The 18,471-nt window shown below is 72.8% G+C and carries 18 protein-coding genes; 8 read left to right on the top strand and 10 right to left on the bottom strand.

Going from position 1 to position 18,471, the window contains the following annotated elements:
* The first annotated feature begins 43 nt into the window (after positions 1–43).
* The 3 genes from H5V45_RS02750 (at position 44) to H5V45_RS02740 (ending at position 4,542) form a co-directional block, all read left to right on the top strand.
* A complete protein-coding gene (locus tag H5V45_RS02750; protein WP_343061391.1) occupies positions 44–2,764 on the top strand; it encodes a bifunctional acetate--CoA ligase family protein/GNAT family N-acetyltransferase in 2,721 nt (906 codons plus the stop codon).
* 63 nt (positions 2,765–2,827) lie between these two features.
* Entirely contained in the window at positions 2,828–3,412 is a 585-nt protein-coding gene (locus tag H5V45_RS02745; protein ID WP_185251528.1) for a DUF5998 family protein, read from the top strand.
* Positions 3,409–4,542 carry an alkaline phosphatase family protein gene (locus H5V45_RS02740; RefSeq protein ID WP_185251527.1) on the top strand — a complete coding sequence of 378 codons (1,134 nt, stop codon included), beginning with the start codon at positions 3,409–3,411 and terminating at the stop codon, positions 4,540–4,542. Before H5V45_RS02745 ends, H5V45_RS02740 begins: the two co-directional genes overlap by 4 nt.
* 75 nt (positions 4,543–4,617) lie before the next feature.
* On the opposite strand, the gene H5V45_RS02735 is transcribed toward H5V45_RS02740, so the two are convergent.
* Both H5V45_RS02735 and H5V45_RS02730 read right to left on the bottom strand, forming a co-directional pair.
* Positions 4,618–5,262 (bottom strand): hypothetical protein, encoded by a 645-nt coding sequence (locus H5V45_RS02735; protein ID WP_185251526.1) that lies wholly within the window; start codon positions 5,260–5,262, stop codon positions 4,618–4,620.
* A gap of 134 nt (positions 5,263–5,396) precedes the next feature.
* Positions 5,397–6,050, bottom strand: coding sequence for a thymidine kinase (locus H5V45_RS02730; RefSeq protein WP_185251525.1), 654 nt, complete (start codon positions 6,048–6,050; stop codon positions 5,397–5,399).
* A 43-nt stretch (positions 6,051–6,093) separates the two neighbouring features.
* On the opposite strand from H5V45_RS02730, the gene H5V45_RS02725 reads away from it, so the two are divergent.
* Positions 6,094–6,927 (top strand): sulfurtransferase, encoded by an 834-nt coding sequence (locus H5V45_RS02725; RefSeq protein ID WP_185251524.1) that lies wholly within the window; start codon positions 6,094–6,096, stop codon positions 6,925–6,927.
* Between the two features lie 3 nt (positions 6,928–6,930).
* Here the strand turns inward: H5V45_RS02725 and H5V45_RS02720 are convergent, their stop codons facing one another.
* Together H5V45_RS02720 and sepH are read right to left on the bottom strand one after the other, a co-directional pair.
* Positions 6,931–8,931 carry an SDR family oxidoreductase gene (locus H5V45_RS02720; protein WP_185251523.1) on the bottom strand — a complete coding sequence of 667 codons (2,001 nt, stop codon included), beginning with the start codon at positions 8,929–8,931 and terminating at the stop codon, positions 6,931–6,933.
* A 155-nt stretch (positions 8,932–9,086) separates the two neighbouring features.
* A complete protein-coding gene (gene sepH, locus H5V45_RS02715; protein WP_185251522.1) occupies positions 9,087–10,085 on the bottom strand; it encodes a septation protein SepH in 999 nt (332 codons plus the stop codon).
* A gap of 149 nt (positions 10,086–10,234) precedes the next feature.
* Between sepH and H5V45_RS02710 the strand changes: the two genes are divergently transcribed.
* On the top strand, positions 10,235–10,870 hold the full coding sequence (locus H5V45_RS02710) for a TRIC cation channel family protein (protein WP_185251521.1): 636 nt from the start codon (positions 10,235–10,237) through the stop codon (positions 10,868–10,870).
* A gap of 29 nt (positions 10,871–10,899) precedes the next feature.
* Here H5V45_RS02710 and H5V45_RS02705 read toward each other — a convergent pair whose 3' ends face one another.
* From H5V45_RS02705 to H5V45_RS02690, 4 genes are all read right to left on the bottom strand, one after another.
* On the bottom strand, positions 10,900–12,009 hold the full coding sequence (locus H5V45_RS02705) for a hypothetical protein (RefSeq protein WP_185251520.1): 1,110 nt from the start codon (positions 12,007–12,009) through the stop codon (positions 10,900–10,902).
* Complete coding sequence (locus H5V45_RS02700; RefSeq protein WP_185251519.1) at positions 12,006–12,551, bottom strand: SigE family RNA polymerase sigma factor; 546 nt, start codon at positions 12,549–12,551, stop codon at positions 12,006–12,008. Before H5V45_RS02700 ends, H5V45_RS02705 begins: the two co-directional genes overlap by 4 nt.
* A gap of 95 nt (positions 12,552–12,646) precedes the next feature.
* The gene (locus H5V45_RS02695) at positions 12,647–13,972 is read right to left on the bottom strand and encodes a D-arabinono-1,4-lactone oxidase (protein WP_185251518.1); all 1,326 of its coding nucleotides are present in this window, start codon (positions 13,970–13,972) and stop codon (positions 12,647–12,649) included.
* A gap of 9 nt (positions 13,973–13,981) precedes the next feature.
* On the bottom strand, positions 13,982–15,154 hold the full coding sequence (locus H5V45_RS02690; protein WP_185251517.1) for an MFS transporter: 1,173 nt from the start codon (positions 15,152–15,154) through the stop codon (positions 13,982–13,984).
* 64 nt (positions 15,155–15,218) lie between these two features.
* On the opposite strand from H5V45_RS02690, the gene H5V45_RS02685 reads away from it, so the two are divergent.
* From H5V45_RS02685 to H5V45_RS02675, 3 genes are all read left to right on the top strand, one after another.
* The gene (locus H5V45_RS02685) at positions 15,219–16,301 is read left to right on the top strand and encodes a ferrochelatase (protein ID WP_185251516.1); all 1,083 of its coding nucleotides are present in this window, start codon (positions 15,219–15,221) and stop codon (positions 16,299–16,301) included.
* Positions 16,298–17,128 (top strand): inositol monophosphatase family protein, encoded by an 831-nt coding sequence (locus H5V45_RS02680; RefSeq protein WP_343061390.1) that lies wholly within the window; start codon positions 16,298–16,300, stop codon positions 17,126–17,128. The genes H5V45_RS02685 and H5V45_RS02680 overlap by 4 nt, the downstream gene beginning before the upstream one ends.
* A gap of 145 nt (positions 17,129–17,273) precedes the next feature.
* The gene (locus H5V45_RS02675; protein ID WP_185251515.1) at positions 17,274–17,564 is read left to right on the top strand and encodes a DUF4193 domain-containing protein; all 291 of its coding nucleotides are present in this window, start codon (positions 17,274–17,276) and stop codon (positions 17,562–17,564) included.
* Positions 17,565–17,648: 84 nt separating this feature from the next.
* Here the strand turns inward: H5V45_RS02675 and H5V45_RS02670 are convergent, their stop codons facing one another.
* Positions 17,649–17,966: a DUF4235 domain-containing protein gene (locus H5V45_RS02670; RefSeq protein WP_185251514.1), complete on the bottom strand. Its 318-nt coding sequence runs from the start codon at positions 17,964–17,966 to the stop codon at positions 17,649–17,651.
* 9 nt (positions 17,967–17,975) lie between these two features.
* Complete coding sequence (locus H5V45_RS02665; protein ID WP_185251513.1) at positions 17,976–18,434, bottom strand: DUF3093 family protein; 459 nt, start codon at positions 18,432–18,434, stop codon at positions 17,976–17,978.
* Between the last annotated feature and the right edge of the window lie 37 nt (positions 18,435–18,471).

Genomic DNA, 18,471 nt, shown 5'->3' with positions numbered 1-18,471 from the left:
CGACACCGGCCACGCCGGGGGCGGGAGCAGGTAGATTTCCGGCGTGACCGCTCCCGAGCAGACAGTCCCGGAGATGCCGGACATCCCGGAGGCCCCGCGCCACTGGGAGGCCGACGTGCTGCTGCGCGACGGCCGGGCCGCGCACATCCGGCCGATCCAGGCCGGCGACGCCGAGCTGCTGGTCGACTTCTACGCCCGGGTCTCGGACCAGTCGAAGTACTACCGCTTCTTCAGCCCGATGCCCCACCTCTCCGACCGCGACGTCGCCCGCTTCACGCAGGTCGACCACGTCAACCGGGTCGCGCTCGTCCTGACGCTCTCGGGCCAGATGATCGCGGTCGGGCGGTACGACGTCGTCCGCCCCGCCGAGGCCGAGGTGGCGTTCCTCGTCGAGGACCAGCACCAGGGCCGCGGGATCGCCCAGCTGCTGCTCGAGCACCTCGCGCAGGCGGGGCGCGAGCGGGGCGTCGAGCGGTTCGTGGCCGAGATCCTCCCGGACAACAGCCGGATGATCCAGACCTTCCGCGACGCGGGCTACCGCGTCGCGAGCGAGTACGAGGACGGCGTCCTCATGCTCGAGTTCCCCATCGACCCGACCGACACCGCCATCGGCGTGATGATCAACCGCGAGCACCGCGCGGAGTCGGCCTCGATCGAGAAGTTCTTCAATCCGCGCTCGGTCGCGGTCATCGGCGCCAGCCGCCGCCAGGACACGATCGGGCAGGCGCTGGTCCGCAACCTGGTGATGGGCGACTTCACCGGACGCGTGTACGCCGTGAACCCCAGCGCCGCCGCGGTGTCCGGCATGCCGGCGTACAAGTCCGTCAGCGAGATCCCCGACGACGTCGACGTGGCCATCGTGGCGGTGCCGGCCGAGTCCGTGCAGGAGGTGGTGCTCGACTGCGCCGCCAAGGGCGTGCACGGCCTGGTCGTCATCTCCTCCGGCTTCGCCGAGACCGGCGAGGAGGGCCGCCAGCGCCAGCGCCGGCTGGTCGGGCTGTCCCGCTCCTACGGCCTGCGGCTGATCGGGCCGAACTGTCTCGGCATCATCAACACCGACCCCGGAGTCTCGATCAACGCCTCGCTCTCGTCGGTCATGCCGGCCCGGGGCCGCGCGGGCTTCTTCTGCCAGTCCGGCGCGCTCGGCTCGGCGATCCTGGAGAAGGTCCAGAACCGCGGGCTCGGCCTGTCGACCTTCGTCAGCGCCGGCAACCGCGCCGACGTGTCCGGCAACGACCTCCTGCAGTACTGGGAGGAGGACGACTCCACCGAGGTCGTGCTGCTCTACCTCGAGTCCATCGGCAACCCGCGCAAGTTCTCCCGCATCGCCCGCCGCGTCTCGCTGCGGAAGCCGATCATCGCGGTGCGCTCGGGGCGGACGACGCAGGGCGTCCCGATGGGGCACGCCGTGCGCAAGATCGCCGCGCCCCCGCAGGCCGTCGACGCGATGTTCCGCCAGGCCGGGGTGATCCAGGTCGACACCCTCGAGGACATGTTCGACGTCGCCCAGCTGCTCGCCCACCAGCCGCTCCCGCGCGGGCGCCGGGTCGCGATCGTCGGCAACTCCGACGCGCTCGGGCTGCTCGCCGCCGACGCGGCCGCCGCGGTCGGGCTGGTCGTCAACAAGTCGGTGGCCCTGGGCGCCGAGGCGACCGCCGAGGACTTCGAGGACGCGCTCGACGCCGCGATCGACGACCCCGAGATCGACTCCGTGGTCGCGGTCTACATCCCGCCGCTCAACGTGTCGGGCGAGGACGTCGCCAACGTGCTGGCCGCCGTGGGGGAGCAGTCCGACAAGCCGCTCGTCTCGTCGTTCCTCGGCGCCGAGGGCATCCCCGAGCTCCTGCGCGTGCCCGACGTGGCCGGCTCGACCGCCGGGCGCGGCTCCGTGCCGTCGTACCCCGCCGTGGAGGCCGCCGTCCGCGCGCTCGCGCGCGTCGTCGAGTACGCCGTGTGGCTGCGCACCCCCGACGGGCCGCCGCCCGGGCCGGACGAGGTCGACCACCTCGCCGCCAAGAAGCTGGTCAACGAGCTGCTGCGGGCGCACCCTGACGGCACCGAGCTCGGGCTCGACGAGCTCACCGCGCTGCTCGGCGCCTACGGCATCGCGCTCTGGGCGACCCGGCCGGTCACCACGCTCGAGGAGGCCCAGGCCGCCGGGCGCGAGCTGGGCTGGGACGTCGTGCTCAAGGCGACCGCCGACCACCTGCGCGAGCGGCCCGACCAGGCCCACGTGTGGCGCAACATCGACACCCCGGCCGAGATGGAGGACGCGTGGGACTCGCTCGGCGCCCGGATCACCGGTGCCGACCGGGCCGGCTTCGTGGTGCAGAAGAACGCCCGCCCCGGTGTGCCCGTCGCGGTCCGCAGCATCGAGGACCCGCTCTTCGGCCCGGTCGTGTCGTTCGGCATCTCCGGCCCGCTCACCGAGCTGCTGGCCGACCGGTCCTACCGGATCCCGCCGTTGGGGGAGCGTGACGCCGCCGCGATGGTGCGGGAGATCAAGTCCTCGCCGATGCTCTTCGGCTACCGCGGCAGCGAGGTCGTCGACGTCGCCGAGGTGGAGCGGCTGATCCGCCGCGTCTCCCAGCTGCAGAACGACCTGCCCCAGATCAGCTCGCTCGAGCTCTCGCTGGTGCTCGCCGGGGCCGACGGCGCGACCGTGCTGACCGCGGCGGCCCGCGTCGACCCGGTCGCCGACCCGCGCTCGGACTGGTTCGTGCGCCGGATGCCCGAGCACCCCGGCGACACCCTGCCCACCTGAGCCGTCCCCAGGGCGGCGCCCGCCCGAAGCGGCGATGTCGCCCGCGCGTGACAGACTGCCCACATGGCCAGAAGCTCCACCGACCACGACCGCTCGCTCGACCTCCGGCACGCGATCGACCGCACCGGCTACTACCCCGACGTCGTCACCGAGGGCGTCGCCGCGGCGATCGGCGGTGAGCAGGTGGTGTCGTACTACGTCCACCACGAGCCGACCTTCGAGCGCGACGAGGTGCGTCGCCACCTCAGCGTCGTCGTCCTGACCCCGAGCCGGCTGATCCTGGCGCACACCGACGAGCACCCGGCCGACGACCTGCTCCCGGAGCCGTACACCTCGACCTCCACCGAGGCGATCCGGCTCTCGGCCGTGAAGTCCGTGGTCGTCACCCGGATGATCGCCAACCCGACCTCCGGCCCGACCCCGCCCGCCGAGGCCGTCATGACGATCGGCTGGGGCGGCGTCAGCCGGATCGACCTCGAGCCGGCCGGCTGCAACGACCCCGAGTGCGAGGCCGACCACGGTTACACCGGCGTGCTCGCCTCCGACGACTTCTCGCTGCGGGTCTCCGCGGCCGCCGACGGCACCGACGCCGTGGCCGGGCTGCTGTCCTTCGCCGAGTCGCTCTCGGCCCGGACGCACCTCTCTTGACCCTCGGCGGTCCCGTCTCCTTCGTGGAGCCGGACTACCGGCACCGCTCGCTCGGCGACGTGGTGCCCGCGGTCGCGGCCGCCCTCGGCCAGCCGATCGAGGACGGTCCGCCCGCCCTCGTGCTGCCCGACGCGGCGGCGTACGTCGTCTTCCTCATCGACGGGCTGGGCGCCCGGCTGCTTGAGCGGCACGCCGACTACGCGCCGTACCTCTCCGACCTGCTGGCCGCCCAGCAGCCCGGCACCGCCGGGGTCCCGTCGACCACCGCGACCAGCCTGACCTCGCTCGGCACCGGCCTGTCGCCGGGCGCGCACGGGCTGGTCGGCTTCACCTCCCGGGTGCCGGGCACGAACGACCTCCTCAACGCCCTGGCGTGGGACCGCGACGTGGACCCGCTGGCCTGGCAGCCGCACCCGACCGCCTTCGCGCGGCTGCGGGCGCGTGGCGTGTCGATGACCGTGGTGAACAAGCGCGAGTTCGCCGGCAGCGGGCTGACCCGCGCCGCGCACCGGGGGGCGGAGTACGTCGGCGCCGACAAGGTCGGCGAGCGGATCGCCGCGGCGCTGCTGGCGTCGTCGGACCGGCCCGCGCTGACCTACCTCTACGACGGCGACCTCGACTGGACCGGCCACCGGTACGGCGTGCACTCGCACCAGTGGCTGCAGCAGCTGTCGATGATCGACGCCGAGGCCGAGCAGCTGCGCGAGGCGCTGCCCCCGGACGTGCGCCTGATGGTCGTGGCCGACCACGGCATGGTCGACTCGCCCCTCGACCGGCGCGTCGACGTCGACGAGCACCTCGAGCTGCGCGACGGCGTCGCCCTGCTCGGGGGCGAGGCGCGCTTCCGGCACCTCTACTGCCGGCGCGGCGCCGTCGACGACGTCGCGGCCACGTGGCGGGCCTTCCTGGGCGACCGGGCCGACGTGCTCACCCGCCAGGAGGCGATCGCCCGGGGCTGGTTCGGCCCCGTCGACGCCGGCGTGCTGCCCCGCCTGGGCGACGTGATGGTCGCCTGCCACGACGACACCGCGGTGATGTCGTCGACGGACTTCGCCTACGAGGCGACGCTCGTCGGCCTGCACGGCTCGCTGACCGCCGACGAGATGATGATCCCGCTGATCGTCGACTGACGGCGTACGCCGGACGCGCAGCGGCGCCCGGCTCGGGGAGCCGGGCGACGCGACAGCTGTGCTGGAGGTGCTGGATCAGATCCGGTTGACCTTGAACACGATGTTCGAGGCCGAGGCGTCGCCGTGGGCGAAGCTCGACTTGCCGTCGGCGGTCGACAGCGCCTTGAGGATCGCCTTGACACGGAGGTAGCCGCTCGAGCCGTCGGGAACGGTGATCAACAGCGTGGTGCTCTTCGAGGACTTGTTGGTCGGCACCTGCTGCACGCGGTCGACCTGACGGTCGCCGCCGCCGGACTGCGCGACGTACTTCACGACCGACTGGCGCACGACGCGCGACTGCGAGTTGTCGCCGCGGTCGTTCTCGCGGCCCTGCAGACCCTGGTAGTTGACGACGACACGGTAGGTGCCCTTGGCGACCGGGACCCGCTTGCTGAGCGAGGCCTGCGCCGAGGCCTCCGTCGGGGTGCTGGTGGTGCCGCCGAGCGGACCGGCCGTCGTGCCGCCGTCCGCCTCGGTGAAGACGCGGAGCTTGCCACCCTGGGTGGCCTTGGAACGTGCGTCGGCGTCGCCGGTGCCGTTGGTCACGGAGTGCTCGTCGTTCGCCTGACCCTGGGAGTACGTCGCCGCCTGGGCGAGGCCGGGGGAGGCGAGGACGAGGGCGCCGGTCGCCGCGGTCGCGGCGAGGAGGGTGGCGCCGGAGGTGAGGATGTTGCGAGCCATGATGATTCCCATCGTCGAGCTAGGGAACGTCCGCTGCGGACGTCCATCTTTCAACCAGTCGTTCGCCGCGTCCGACCGCTCGGATGGGGAGATCTCTTTACTTTCAGCGACTTCTCAGGAAGGTCCTGCGCGCCTCAGCCGAACGGAAGCGGCTCCGGCGCGAGGCTGACCGCCTTGGCGCGGGCCGCAGTGAGGCGGCGCCGGTGGTGCTGGCGGCAGAGCACCTCGTAGGCCACGTCGGCCGGCGCCTCGTCCGGGTCGTCGACGTCGCCGACCACGATGACCTCGCCCTCGACGACCATCGCGCCGTTCTCGGTGCGGGCGTTGTGGGTGGCGCGCTTGCCGCACCAGCACAGCGCCTCGACCTGCAGGACCTCCATCCGGTCGGCGAGCTCGACGAGGCGCGCGGCACCCGGGAACATCCGGGTGCGGAAGTCGGTGAGGATGCCGAAGCAGAAGACGTCGAGCTGCAGCTCGTCGACGATCTTGGCCAGCTGCTCGATCTGCTCGGCGGTGTAGAACTGGGCCTCGTCGCAGATCAGGTAGTCGATCCGCCCGCCCTGGGTCAGCGTCATCACGATGAAGCGCCAGAAGTCGAACTCCGGCGCGACCTCCTGGGCCTCGTGCGTCAGGCCGAGGCGCGAGGAGATGGTCGCGGTGCCGGCCCGGTCGTGGCTCGTGAAGATCTGCCCCACCCGGCCGCGCGCGGCGTGGTTGTGGTTCGTCTGGAGCGCCAGCGTCGACTTGCCGGAGTCCATGGTCCCGGTGAAGAAATGCAGTTCGGCCACGGGCAGGAATCCTGTCACAGGACGCTCGGGGAGGATGGGTCGCATGACCGGTCCTCACGTCTCCCCGCTCGTCTCCGCCTCCGAGCTGCGCTCGCTGCTCGGCTCCGTCACCGTGCTGGACGTCCGCTACCGGATGGGCGGGCCGCCCGGGGCGCCCGAGCACGCGGCCGGGCACGTGCCCGGGGCGGTGTACGTCGACCTGGACGCGGACCTCGCCGCGCCGCCGGGTGCCGGTGGGCGGCACCCGCTCCCGTCGACCGAGGTGTTCGAGGCCGCGATGCGCCGGGTCGGCGTGTCCGGCGACCGCCCGGTGGTGGTGTACGACGACTGGTCGGCCCACGCCGCCGGCCGGGCGTGGTGGCTGCTGCGCTTCCACGGGCACCCCGAGGTCCGGGTGCTCGACGGCGGCTGGTCGCACTGGGTGGCGGCCGGCGGACCGGTGGAGACCGGTGCGGTCGACGTCGCTCCCGGCGACTTCACGGCCGTGCCCGGCGGGATGCCCGTGGTGTCCGCCGAGGACGTGCCCGACGTGCCGGTGCTGGTCGACGCGCGGGCCGCCGAGCGCTACCGCGGCGAGACCGAGCCGGTGGACCCGGTCGCCGGCCACGTGCCCGGCGCCGTCAACGTGCCCACGTCGCGGAACTTGACCGACGAGGGGCTGTTCCGCTCACCCGCCGAGCTGGCGGAGGTGTACGCCGGGGTCGGCGCGACCCCCGAGCGGGGCGCGGCCGGCGAGGTGGCGGCGTACTGCGGGTCCGGCGTCACCGCCGTCCACGACATCATCGCGCTGGAGCTGGCGGGCGTGCGCGCCGCGCTCTACCCCGGCAGCTGGAGCGGCTGGATCACCGACCCGGGGCGGCCGGTCGAGCGCGGCTGACGCTCACCAGTGGATGCCCTTGAAGACCTTCGCCAGCATGATCTGCTCGGACTCGCGGGTGCCGCCGTCGCCCTTGGCCGCGGCCGAGTCCGGGAACACGTGGTAGGCCATGTTGAGCAGCCGGAAGGTCAGCTTGGGCGCCATCGTGTGGGCGATCGCGCCGGCGTTGCCCAAGGCGGTGTTGATCTCGTGCGGGCGCTCGACCATCGCACGGATCACGGTGTCGGCTGCCTGCGCGGGGGAGATGGTGGGGAACTTGTCGTAGATCTTGGTGGGGGCGATCATCGGCGTCCGCACGAGCGGCATGTGGATGCCGGTGAAGGTGATGCCGTCGCCGACCAGCTCGGACGCCACGACGTTGCTCCACGAGTCGAGGGCCGACTTGGACGCGACGTACGCGGAGAACCGCGGCGGGTTGGTCTGCACGCCGATCGAGCTGATGTTCACGATGTGGCCGCGACGCTGCTCGCGCATCTTTGGCAGCAGCCCCATGACGAGGCGGATCGCGCCGAAGTAGTTGAGCTGCATGGTGCGCTCGAAGTCGTGGAAGCGGTCGTGGCTGAGCTTCAGCGAGCGGCGGATCGAGCGGCCGGCGTTGTTGATGACGTAGTCGACCGACGGCAGCTCGGCCGCGATCTGCTCGCAGAGCGCGTCGATGGCCTCGAGGTCGGAGAGGTCGCACGGGTAGACGTGGGCGGTGCCGCCGCGCAGCTCGATGATCTGGCGGGTGTCCTCGAGCTTGTCCTTGCCGCGCGCGACCAGGACGGGGATGCCGCCGGCCTGGGCGACCTTGAGGGCGGTGACCTGGCCGATGCCGGAGGAGGCGCCGGTGATGACGACGTACTTCCCGGTGAGCGCCTCGCGGGTGGCGGTGTCGCGGCCGGTGGCCTCGTCGAGGTTCTCCTCCCAGTAGCCCCACAGCGTGCGGGCGTAGCTCTCGAGGTCGGGCACGCCGAGGCCGGAGCCGGCCAGTGCCTTCTCGGTGCGGCGGGAGTCGAAGACGGCGGTGAAGTTCACGTGGGCCAGCACCTCGGCGGGCACGCCGATCCGGCCGGTGACCTGGTCGAGCACGGACTGCACGGCGCCGTTGCGGACCAGCCCGGAGACGATCGAGGAGGGCCGCAGGCCGCGCGGGACCAGTGAGAACGGCAGCGACTGCGAGAGGCGGCGGTCGATCGGGGTGGCGAACTGCGGGGCGCCGGCGGCCGCGCAGAAGGCGTTGATCATGTCGACGACCGGCTGCGGCTCCGGGTTGACGAGGTGGAAGGCCTCGCCGTCGCGGTCGGGCAGGTGGGCGAGGTGGTCCATCGCCTTGGCGACGTAGTCGACGGGCACGACGTTGGTGTCGCCGAGGTCGACCCCGACCAGAGGCAGCCAGGCCGGGAGGTTGTCGCGCATCAGCTTCATCAGCGGGAAGAAGTAGTACGGCCCGTCGACCTTGTCCATGGCGCCGGTCTGCGAGTCGCCGACCACGATCGCGGGGCGGTACACGCGCCACGGCACCGTGCACTCCTCGCGCACGATGCGCTCGGACTCGTACTTCGTGCGGTGGTACGGCGAGGGCAGGTGCTGGCCCTCGGCGAACATCGACTCGTCGAAGGTGCCGGCGTACTCGCCCGCGGCCGCGACGGAGGAGACCTGGTGGAAGCAGCCCGCGCGCAGCGAGTCGGCCAGCGCGACGGCGTTCCGGGTGCCGCCGACGTTCATCGTCTCGTTGGTCTCGTCGTCCGCGGTCATGTCGTAGATCGCGGCGAGGTGGAAGAAGTGGTCGATCGAACCGCTGTGGTCGGCGATCCAGCGCTTCGCGACGCCGAGGCCGGGCTTGGAGAGGTCCCCGGTCACGGGGATCACCCGGTCCGAGCCCCAGCGCTTGATGAGCGCCTCCATGCGGGGCAGCGAGCCCTTGCGGACCAGCACGAAGATCTCGCCGTCGCGGTGGTCGATGAGCTCCTGGACGAGATGACGGCCGATGAAGCCCGTGGCGCCGGTCACGAAGTACGACATGGCGGGAGACTACCGGGAAGTAACGGCGACGGGCAGGGGTCTCGATACGCTCGCTGCGCTCGCTACTCGACCAACGGATCGTGGGTGCCGGGTGGGCAGCCAGCGGAGCTCGACCAACGGACCGCGGGTGCCGGGTGGGCAACCGGCGGGCGCGGTCAGTCGTTCTTGCCGCCGCCGAACATGATCTCGTCCCAGCTCGGGACCGAGGCGCGGCCGCCACGCTTCTTGACCGGGCGGCGGGCCGGCGGCTCGTCGTCGGCGGGACCGTCGACGTGCTCGTCGTCGCGGGCGGCGGCGTCGGCCGCCTCGTCGCGGACGTCGGCGGCGGGCTCGGCCACCGACGCGGCCGGGGGCTGGTCGTCGAGGAACGCCTCGAGCGGCTGGTCGCCGCCCAGGTCGTCGACGGCCGGTGCGGGGGCCGCGGGAGCGGCGTCCCCGGTGACCATCTCGATCGCGTCGTCGCCGAGCGGGAGCTCCTCGTCGACCGCGGAGGTGAGGCGGCGCTGGCGGGCGCTGCGCAGGTCGTCGCGCGGCTCGTCGGCGGCGGCCTCGCCGCCGGGTGCGGTCGCGTCCTGGGGCTCGGCCGTCGCCTCGCCCAGCAGCCAGCGGGCGTCGTCGTTGTCCGCGGTGACGTAGTTGCCGGGGGCGTCGTAGGTGAAGTGGCCCGAGCCGCTGCGCTTGGTGGCGGCGAAGTCGCCGGTCAGCGCCCAGCGGCCGTCCTCGCGACGCCAGGCGTCCCACTCGACGCTGTCGGGGTCGACGTTCAGCGAGCGCAGGTGCGCGGTGACCGCGTCCCCGAGGGTGCGGGCGCCACCGGCGCCGTCACCGGCGCGACGGCGTACGGACGAGCGCTGGGCGCGGTCGGCGACGTGCTGGCGCTCGGCCAGGACCGGGGCGGCGAACGCCATGATCCGGTCGACGCTCGTCTGCGCTGCCTCGGCCACGGCCTCGGGCGTCTCCCCGGCCCGGATCCGGGCCTGGATGTCGCGAGGACGGAGTGCGCTGTCCATCTGGTTCTCCAATCGGCGGGCGTCCCCGCGCAGGGCGGTCCGAAGTCGCGGGTCGATGTCGACGGTGAACTCGGCCCCTGCCTCGTCCACCAGGAGCAGGCGCTTCCCGTCGTCGCTCACTCCGGCGAGCGTGAGGTGCGCCATGGGTGCTTCTGCTCCTGCCAACTTCAACTGTCTCTTCGGTGGGGCGAGCCTACGCCAGCGAGCGGGAGCGCACCGACTGGTGACGCGGCGTGGCTGGGCGCACTTGCGCCGGATCGGCGCCGGGGGCTCCGGCTCGGTAACCTCGGCGGGTGCCGACCCCCGAGCCCTCCGTCACCCTGGTCGTCGCCGACCTGGTCGGGATCTTCGTCTTCGCCATCTCGGGAGCCCTGGTCGCGGTGCGCAAGGACCTCGACGTCTTCGGGGTGCTGGTGCTCGCCGGGACGACCGGTCTGGGCGGCGGCTTCCTGCGCGACGTGCTGATCGGCGCGACGCCGCCGGCCGCGCTGGCGGACTGGCGCTACCTGCTGGTCCCGGTCGCGGCCGGGCTGCTCACCTTCTACTTCCACCCGGCACTGGGCCGGATGGAGCGGACCGTCACGGTCTTCGACGCCTTCGGGCTCGGGCTGTTCTGCGTGACCGGGGCGCTCAAGGGCCTGGCCTACGGCCTCGGCCCGGTCCCGGCCGCCCTGATGGGGATGGTCACCGGGATCGGCGGCGGCATGGTCCGAGACGTGCTGGCCTCGCGGGTGCCGGCGATCTTCCGGGGCGAGCTCTACGCGATCCCGGCGCTGGCCGGGGCCTTCGTCGCCGTCGGCGGCGCGCGCCTCGACCTGCCGGTGCTCGTCGTCGCCGTCGCCGGTGCCGGGCTCTGCACGACCTGGCGCCTGGTCGCGATCTGGCGGCACTGGCAGGCGCCGATGCCGACCGGGCCCGCCAGCGTCTGAGCGGCACTGGCGGGGCCGGACGGATTCGGCTACTCGATGCCCTCGCCCGAGGGCAGCCGGAAGTCGATGTGCTCGAAGGTGCTGAGCTCGACCTCGGACGTGCACGTCCCGGCGGGGATCTCACAGGTCAGCAGCTCGGCCGGCGCGGTCTCCTTCTTCGCGGCGATGACGGCGAGGGTGTCGTCGTCGAGCCAGGCGTACCCGGTCGCGAAGTAGTAGCCGTCGAGTCCGGGCACCGGGAGCTTCTGCTTCGTGGACAGGTCCCAGACGGACGGCTCGTCCGCGTCCGAGGTGTAGTACGACCCGTCGGGCGAGAAGGAGCCGGTGCTGCCGTACGCCTGGTCCAAGACGTAGCCGTCCTTCGTGGTCCGCCCGATCCGGGTGCCGGTGTCGGTGCGCGACGCGATCAGGCCGTCGTGCACGGTGACGACGTCGAAGCCGTTGCGTGCCGTCGGGTCGACGACCTTCTCCGTGCCGCTCGCCAGGTCGAGGGCGACCGCTCCGCGCGTGTCCCGGAGGTAGAGGGTCGTCCCGTCCAGGGCGTAGGCGTACGTCGGGTCCTTCTCGTCGGCCAGCGTGCCGCCCGACGTGCTGGTGCCGCTGCCGAAGGACTGGCTCTCGAGGCTCTCCTGGTCGAAGGCGAAGAACGAGGGACTGCCCTGGTTCGAGGCGTCGACCCAGGCGACCCACGGGGACGTGGGGTCGGCGACGAGTCGGGGGTACTTCGTGTCGACCCGGCCGATCTCGGTGACCTGGCCGTCGCGGACCGACCACACGGTGCCGTCGGGGTCGGCGATCACGTAGCCGACGCTGGTCTCGACGTAGGCGTTGATCTCGTGGCCGGTGTCGACGGTCGCGCCGCCGTCGTGGATGAAGGCACCGACCGACCAGCTGAGGCTGCGGTCGGTGCCGGCCGGGTCGTCGGCCGTCGGGGCGCCGTCGGGCGTGCTGCTGCCCGTGAACGCCGTCGCGACGAGCGCGCCGACGATCGCGACGGAGGCCAGGGAGGCCAGGCCCACGATGCCGCGGCGACGGCGGATCGTCCGGTCGCCGGCCCGGGTCAGGGCGTCCACGTCGGGCGTCGCGAAGTCGACGTGCTCGGCGCGTTCGTGGAGGAGGGTCTTGAGCTTCTCGGTCATCGGTTCACCACCAGGTCCTGAAGGGGGAGCAGGTCGGGGTCGTCCCCGAGCTGCTCGCGGAGCTTGACGAGGGCCGCGGACACCTGGCTCTTGACGGTGCCGACGGCGCACCCCATGGCCTCGGCGGTCTGCGCCTCGGTGAGGTCCTCGTAGTAGCGCAGCACCACGGCCGCGCGTTGCCGGACGGGCAGCCGGAGCAGGCACTCCCACAGCCAGGCGCTCTGGGCCACCCCGTCGGCGTGGTCGTCGTGGCGACGGGCGCCGGCCTCGGGCAGGGCGCCGGTGGCCTTCTCGTTGTTCCAGCCCTTGCGGCGGAACCACGAGATCGCGGTCGTCGTGATCGCCTTGCGCGTGTACGCCTCGGCGTTGGCCTTGTCGCGGAGCCGTGGCCACGCGACGTACGTCTTGGTGAGGGCCTCCTGCACGAGGTCCTGGGCCAGCGCGACGTCGCCGACCATGAGGTACGCCGCGCGGTGGAGGGCCGCGGAGCGGGCGACCACGAACTCCCCGAACTCCGCACGGTCACGTTCCCGAGTGCCCATCCGCATCCTCCCTGTCGGAGCCTGCCGGGCCCGGTCGGCCCGTGTCACCTGCCCAGACGTGCCGAGGTCCCGGAAAGGTTCGGTCGCCGGCCCGGTCAGTCGCCGAGCACCCTCCGCAGGTAGGCGTTCGCGAAGACCCGGTCGGGGTCGAGGCGGTCGCGCAGGGCGAGGAAGTCGGCGAAGCGGGGGTAGGCCGGGGCGAGGTCGTCCGCGGTCATCGTGTGCAGCTTGCCCCAGTGCGGGCGGCCGTCGTGGTCGCGCATGACGGCCTCCATGAGGGAGAGGTACGCCGTGTGCTCGGCCCAGTCGGAGCGGTGGTGCGTGTGGAAGGCGAGGTAGAAGGAGTCGCGGCCGCCGGAGGTCGACAGCGCGACGTCGTCCGCGGGGGCGGTGCGGATCTCGACGGGGAAGGTGATGCGCAGCCCAGAGGCGTCGAAGGCGCGCCGGGCCTCGCGCAGCGCGGTCAGGCCGGCCTCGCGCGGGAGGGCGTACTCCATCTCCCGGAAGACGACGCCGCGCGGCGAGGTGAAGACGCGGTGGGCCACGTCGCTGTAGGTCCGGGCGCCGAGCAGGCGGCTGCTGACCTGGTTGAAGCGGGGGATCGAGGCGGGGAAGCGGTTGGTGACGCGGTTCGCCGCGCCGAAGACCGTGTTGCTGAGGAACTCGTCGTCCCACCACGCACGGACCCGGGACAGCGGCTCGGCCTCGTCGAGCCCGATGTCGAGGCGGTCGTTGGTCTTGGTGAGCATCCGGCCGGTGTGGGGGAACCAGTAGGTGTCGACGTGGTGGTGCTGCGCGACCCGCTCGTCGAACCCGTCCAGTGCCTCGTCCCAGGACATCGGGGTCTCGGTCGCCTCGAGCACGAAGAGCGGCTCGACGCGGAACGTGATCGAGGTGAGGACGCCGAGCGCGCCGAGGCCGACCCGGGCCAGGTCGAGCACGTCCGGGTTCTCGGACGCCGTCGCGCGGAGCACCTCGCCGGTGCCCGTGACCAGCTCGAACCCGGCGACCTGGGCGGCCAGCCCGGCCGCGACGCCGCCGGTGCCGTGGGTGCCGGTCGAGATCGCGCCGGCGAGGGTCTGCTCGTCGATGTCGCCCATGTTGTGCAGGCTCAGGCCGAGCCCCTCGAGGCCGGTGTTGAGGTCGCGCAGGCGGGTGCCGGCGAGCGCCGTGACCGTCATCGCGTCGCGGTCGACGGCAACGATCCCGGCGAGCCCGCCCGGCCGCAGCATCGTGTGCTCGGGCGCGGAGATGCCGGTGAAGCTGTGGCCGGTGCCGACCATCTTCAGCGTGGTCCGCTCGGCCCGGGCCCGCTCCACCGCGGCCACGACTGCGGCCGTGCTGGTCGGCTGCTCCACCCGGGTCGGGCGGGTCGCCTCGAGGCCCGCCCAGTTGCGCCACTCGTCCACGCGTCCGTCCACGTGTCGAGCCTAGTGGCGGGGGAGCGCCTGCGCGGCGAGAGCGGCGACGAGGCCGGCGGCGACGCAGACGAGGTACGCCGCCGACGCGCCCTGCGCGTCGATGACGATGCCGGCCAGGGTCGCGCCCGGGGCCACGCCCGCGACCAGGCCGGTCTGCATGATCGCCATGCCCTCGGTGAGCCGCCCCGCGGGCACCGTCTGCTCGGTGAGCGACAGCGTCCCGATCAGGGTCGGCGCGATCGCGAGCCCGCCGACCAGCAGCACCACGCCCATCAGCCAGACCGAGTCCACGAAGTGCAGCGGCACCATGGCGGCGAACATCGCGAAGGCGCCCCAGCGGACCCGGATCGCCGGGCCGCGGCGCCACGTGACGGCGCCGGTGAGCGCACCGGCCACCAGGCTGCCGAGCGCCCACAGGGCGAGCAGCGGGCCGGCGTACGTCGTGGCGCCCTGCTCGCCGGAGAACGCGACCGTGGCGACCTCGGCCGCCCCGAAGAGGGTGCCGAGCGCGGCGGAGACGACGGCGAGCGGCACGACCGTCGCCCAGGGCATCGGGGCCCGTCGGCCGGCCGAGCGATGGTGCGGGTGCGCCGGCGGCTCGGTCGAGCGCTGCGCGCAGAAGGCGAAGGTGCCGAGCACGCAGGCGACGACCGCGACGACGATGCCGGCGACCGGGTCCCAGGCGGTCGCGAGGACCGTGACGATGATCGGGCCGAGCATGAAGACGGCCTCGTCGGCGACAGCCTCGATGGCGTACGCCGTCTGCACGTCGCCCGGGTCGCTCAGTGCGTGCGACCAGCGGGCGCGCACGCACGAGCCGATCTGGGGAAGCGCGCCCCCGGCCACGGCTGCGAGGAGGTACGACGCCAGGATCGGCCAGTCCGCCTCGACGGACAGCACCAGGAGGGCCATCGCGACGCCGAAGACGCCCGCGGCGGTCGCCAGCACCCGGGCCTGCCCGAGGTTGTCGACCAGCCGGCCCTGGAGGATCGCCAGCCCGGCGTTGGCGAGCATGTAGGCCGCGGACACGCCGCCGGCGACGCCGTACGAACCCGTCGACGCGGACACCAGCAGCACGATGCCGAGCCCGACCATCGAGATCGGCAGCCGGGCGACCAGACCGGTCGCGCTGAAGCGCAGCGTGCCGGGCTCCGTGAGCACCCGGCGGTAGGACGTGACCATCGACGCGAGCGTAGGACCGTGACGCGGACGCGGCCGAATCTGCACCGCTCTCTACGATGTCGACATGCCCTCCGACACCGCGCCGTACGACGCCCTCCTGCTGGTGTCCTTCGGCGGCCCCGAGAAGCCCGACGACGTGGTGCCCTTCCTCGAGAACGTCACCCGCGGGCGCGGCATCCCGCGCGAGCGGCTCGAGCAGGTGGGGGAGCACTACTTCCTCTTCGGCGGCCGGTCGCCGATCAATGACCAGAACCGCGAGTTCATCGCCGCGGTGCGCGACGACCTCGACGCGGCCGGCATCGACCTGCCGATCTACTGGGGCAACCGCAACTGGGACCCGTTCCTCGCGGACACGCTCGCGCAGATGGCCGCCGACGGGATCACCCGCGCCGCCTGCTTCGTGACGAGCGCCTACTCGTCGTACTCCTCGTGCCGGCAGTACCGCGAGAACCTCGCCGACGCCGTCGCGGCCGTCGAGGACGCACCGCAGCTGGACAAGCTGCGCCACTACTTCAACCACCCCGGCTTCGTGGAGTCCGTCGTCGACGCCACCCTGGCCGCGCTCGCCGAGCTGCCCGACGACGCGCGTGACGGCGCACAGATCGCCTTCGTCACCCACTCCATCCCCGAGGCGATGAACGACGGCAGCGGCCCCGAGGGTGGGGCGTACGTCGCGCAGCACCGCAGCGTCGCCGCCGAGGTGGTCGACCGGGTGCGCGAGGAGACCGGTCGCCGGCACCGCCACGAGCTGGTCTTCTGCTCCCGGTCGGGCCCGCCGCACGTGCCGTGGCTGGAGCCCGACGTCAACGACCACCTGCAGCAGCTGCACGACGACGGCGCGAGCGCGGTCGTGATCGTGCCGGTCGGCTTCGTCTCCGACCACATGGAGGTGATCTACGACCTCGACACCGAGGCGCTCGCGACCGCCGAGAAGCTCGGCCTGCCGGCGTCCCGCGCCGCGACGGCCGGCATCGACCCGCGCTTCGTGGCGACGGTCCGCGACCTGCTGCTCGAGCGGGCCGCCGTGGAGCGTGGCGAGGAGCCCGAGCGCGCCGCGGTCGGCTCGGTCCCACCGATGTGGGACCGCTGCCCGGTCGGCTGCTGCGCCAACCCGCGGGGCGAGCGCCCCGCGCTCTGCGGACAGTGAGCGTCGAGCTCGCCCGGATCGCGCTCGACGTGGCCCGCCGGGCCGCCGAGCTGGTCCGCGGCCCCGCCGCCCACGGCGTCACCGTCGCCGCCACCAAGTCGAGCGAGGTCGACGTCGTCACCGAGGCCGACCGGGCCAGCGAGGAGCTGATCCGTCGGCTGATCGGCGAGCAGCGCCCCGACGACGCGTTCCTCGGCGAGGAGGGCGACGACGTCGCGGGCAGCACCGGGGTCCGCTGGATCGTCGACCCGATCGACGGCACCGTGAACTTCCTCTACGGCCTGCCGCAGTACGCCGTCTCCATCGCCGCCGAGGTCGACGGCACCGTCGTCGCGGGCGTGGTCCTGAACGCCGCGACCGGCACGGAGTACGTCGCGTGGCTGGACGCCGACGCGCGGGATCCGGGCGCCGGCACCGCCACGCGGGACGGCGACGCCATCGTCGTACGCGCCCCCGCCCCGCTGGGCCAGCGCCTGGTCGGGACCGGCTTCAACTACGACGCCGGGCTGCGCGAGATCCAGGCCCGTGCGATGGTCAGCCTGCTGCCCCGGGTGCGCGACATCCGCCGCCTCGGATCGTGCGCCCTCGACCTCTGCCACGTGGCCGAGGGCTCCCTCGACGCCTACGTCGAGGAGGGCGTCAACCTCTGGGACCACGCCGCCGGTGCCCTGGTCGCCCGGGTCGCCGGCGCGACCACGGAGCTGACCGTCGGCGCCGGCGGGAAGCACCTCCTGATGTGTGCTCCGGCACACGGCTTCGACGAGTTCCGCGAGGCCGTGCGCGAGGCGGGCTTCCTGGGCTCCGACGCACCCCTCGCCCGGGAATAGCGGCCCGTCACCTGCTGTTCACGCGACACGTCGTCGAACCCACGTGCACGACCCTTCGGGGATGGTGCACAATCTGGCGCCGACGGCGGGGGAGAAATACGGACAAGAGGGAATGGCTTCAGGGTTCCAGGGAGTGAAGTGACGCATGGCGACTGACTACGACGCACCGCGCAAGAACGAGGACGAGCAGTCCGAGGAGAGCATCGAAGAGCTCAAGGCGCGCCGTCATGACAAGAACTCCGGCAAGGTCGACGAGGACGAGGCCGAGGCCGCCGAGGCCTTCGAGCTGCCCGGCGCGGACCTGTCGCACGAGGAGCTGGCCGTCGAGGTCAAGCCCAAGCAGGAGGACGAGTTCACCTGCATGAGCTGCTTCCTCGTGCACCACCGCTCGCAGCTGGCGGACGCGAAGAAGATGATCTGCAAGGACTGCGACTGATCCGTCGTCGCACCGGACGCGCGAAGGGCCGCACCCCGTGGGGTGCGGCCCTTCGTCGTGTCGGTGGGGGTGACGCTCGTGGTGTCAGCTGGTGGTGGCCGGCGCCTTGTCGGCGTCCTGGCCGTCCTTGCGGAGGTCGGGCGGCAGGTGGCCGGTCGAGCGGGCGTAGTAGTGCGCGGCCCGGCGGGTCGCGAGCATCCGGGCGATGCCGATCAGCGAGCCGCTGACGGTCGCCCACATCACGGCCTCCCAGATGTCGACGTCCGGGTCGGCCGGGTTCGCCGGCGGGTTCTTGCCCGTCGCCGCCTTCCACGAGGTGTTGAGCGTCTTCTTCATCACCGTCGCAGCGCCGATGGCTGCTGCGAGGGAGAACGCGGACCAGACCTTAGAACCAGATGCCATGGTCAGACCTTACCCAGCAGCGGAGTTGTCATGCGGGCCGGCGAGCGCCCGGGCCAGCTCGTCCGGACGGCGGCTGCTGACCAGCCAGTACGGCGCGGGGTCGGCCGGGTCCGTGATCGGCACCCGGACCGCGCGCTTGAGGTAGGGCCGCAGCAGCAGGTAGGCGCGGGCGTCGGCCTCCTGGCCGGCGGTCCGGCGGGTCGCCTCGGCGTCCAGGGCGACCGCGGGGCCGAGGTGGCGGGTCTCGATGTGGGCGCGACCGGCGCGGAAGACGCCGTCGCCGACGCTCACCCGGGCGGAGCCGTAGGACACGAACGCCAGCGCCAGCAGGCCGAAGGCGATCGCGGTGACGACCCAGGCGATCGGCCCGGGAACGGCCACGATCACCGCCAGCCAGAGGCTGGCGACCAGCATCGTGCCCTGCACCCACCAGCGCAGGGGCACACCCAGGCGCTCGTCGTGGTCCACGGGTGAATCGTAGGGTCTCGACCGGCCGCGGCCGGTG

The organism is Nocardioides luti, assembly GCF_014212315.1.
GTDB classification, from domain to species: domain Bacteria; phylum Actinomycetota; class Actinomycetes; order Propionibacteriales; family Nocardioidaceae; genus Nocardioides; species Nocardioides luti.
This window is presented reverse-complemented; position numbering and strand designations above follow the sequence as displayed.

What these genes read in the sequence shown, in the direction of transcription:
- H5V45_RS02675 (WP_185251515.1), top strand. Translation starts at nt 17,274, where the DNA reads ATGGCGACTGACTACGACGCACCGCGCAAGAACGAGGACGAGCAGTCC.
- H5V45_RS02745 (WP_185251528.1), top strand. Translation starts at nt 2,828, where the DNA reads ATGGCCAGAAGCTCCACCGACCACGACCGCTCGCTCGACCTCCGGCAC.
- H5V45_RS02670 (WP_185251514.1), bottom strand. Translation starts at nt 17,966, where the DNA reads ATGGCATCTGGTTCTAAGGTCTGGTCCGCGTTCTCCCTCGCAGCAGCC.
- H5V45_RS02725 (WP_185251524.1), top strand. Translation starts at nt 6,094, where the DNA reads ATGACCGGTCCTCACGTCTCCCCGCTCGTCTCCGCCTCCGAGCTGCGC.
- sepH (WP_185251522.1), bottom strand. Translation starts at nt 10,085, where the DNA reads ATGGCGCACCTCACGCTCGCCGGAGTGAGCGACGACGGGAAGCGCCTG.
- H5V45_RS02720 (WP_185251523.1), bottom strand. Translation starts at nt 8,931, where the DNA reads ATGTCGTACTTCGTGACCGGCGCCACGGGCTTCATCGGCCGTCATCTC.
- H5V45_RS02690 (WP_185251517.1), bottom strand. Translation starts at nt 15,154, where the DNA reads ATGGTCACGTCCTACCGCCGGGTGCTCACGGAGCCCGGCACGCTGCGC.
- H5V45_RS02735 (WP_185251526.1), bottom strand. Translation starts at nt 5,262, where the DNA reads ATGGCTCGCAACATCCTCACCTCCGGCGCCACCCTCCTCGCCGCGACC.
- H5V45_RS02700 (WP_185251519.1), bottom strand. Translation starts at nt 12,551, where the DNA reads ATGGGCACTCGGGAACGTGACCGTGCGGAGTTCGGGGAGTTCGTGGTC.
- H5V45_RS02685 (WP_185251516.1), top strand. Translation starts at nt 15,219, where the DNA reads ATGCCCTCCGACACCGCGCCGTACGACGCCCTCCTGCTGGTGTCCTTC.
- H5V45_RS02705 (WP_185251520.1), bottom strand. Translation starts at nt 12,009, where the DNA reads ATGACCGAGAAGCTCAAGACCCTCCTCCACGAACGCGCCGAGCACGTC.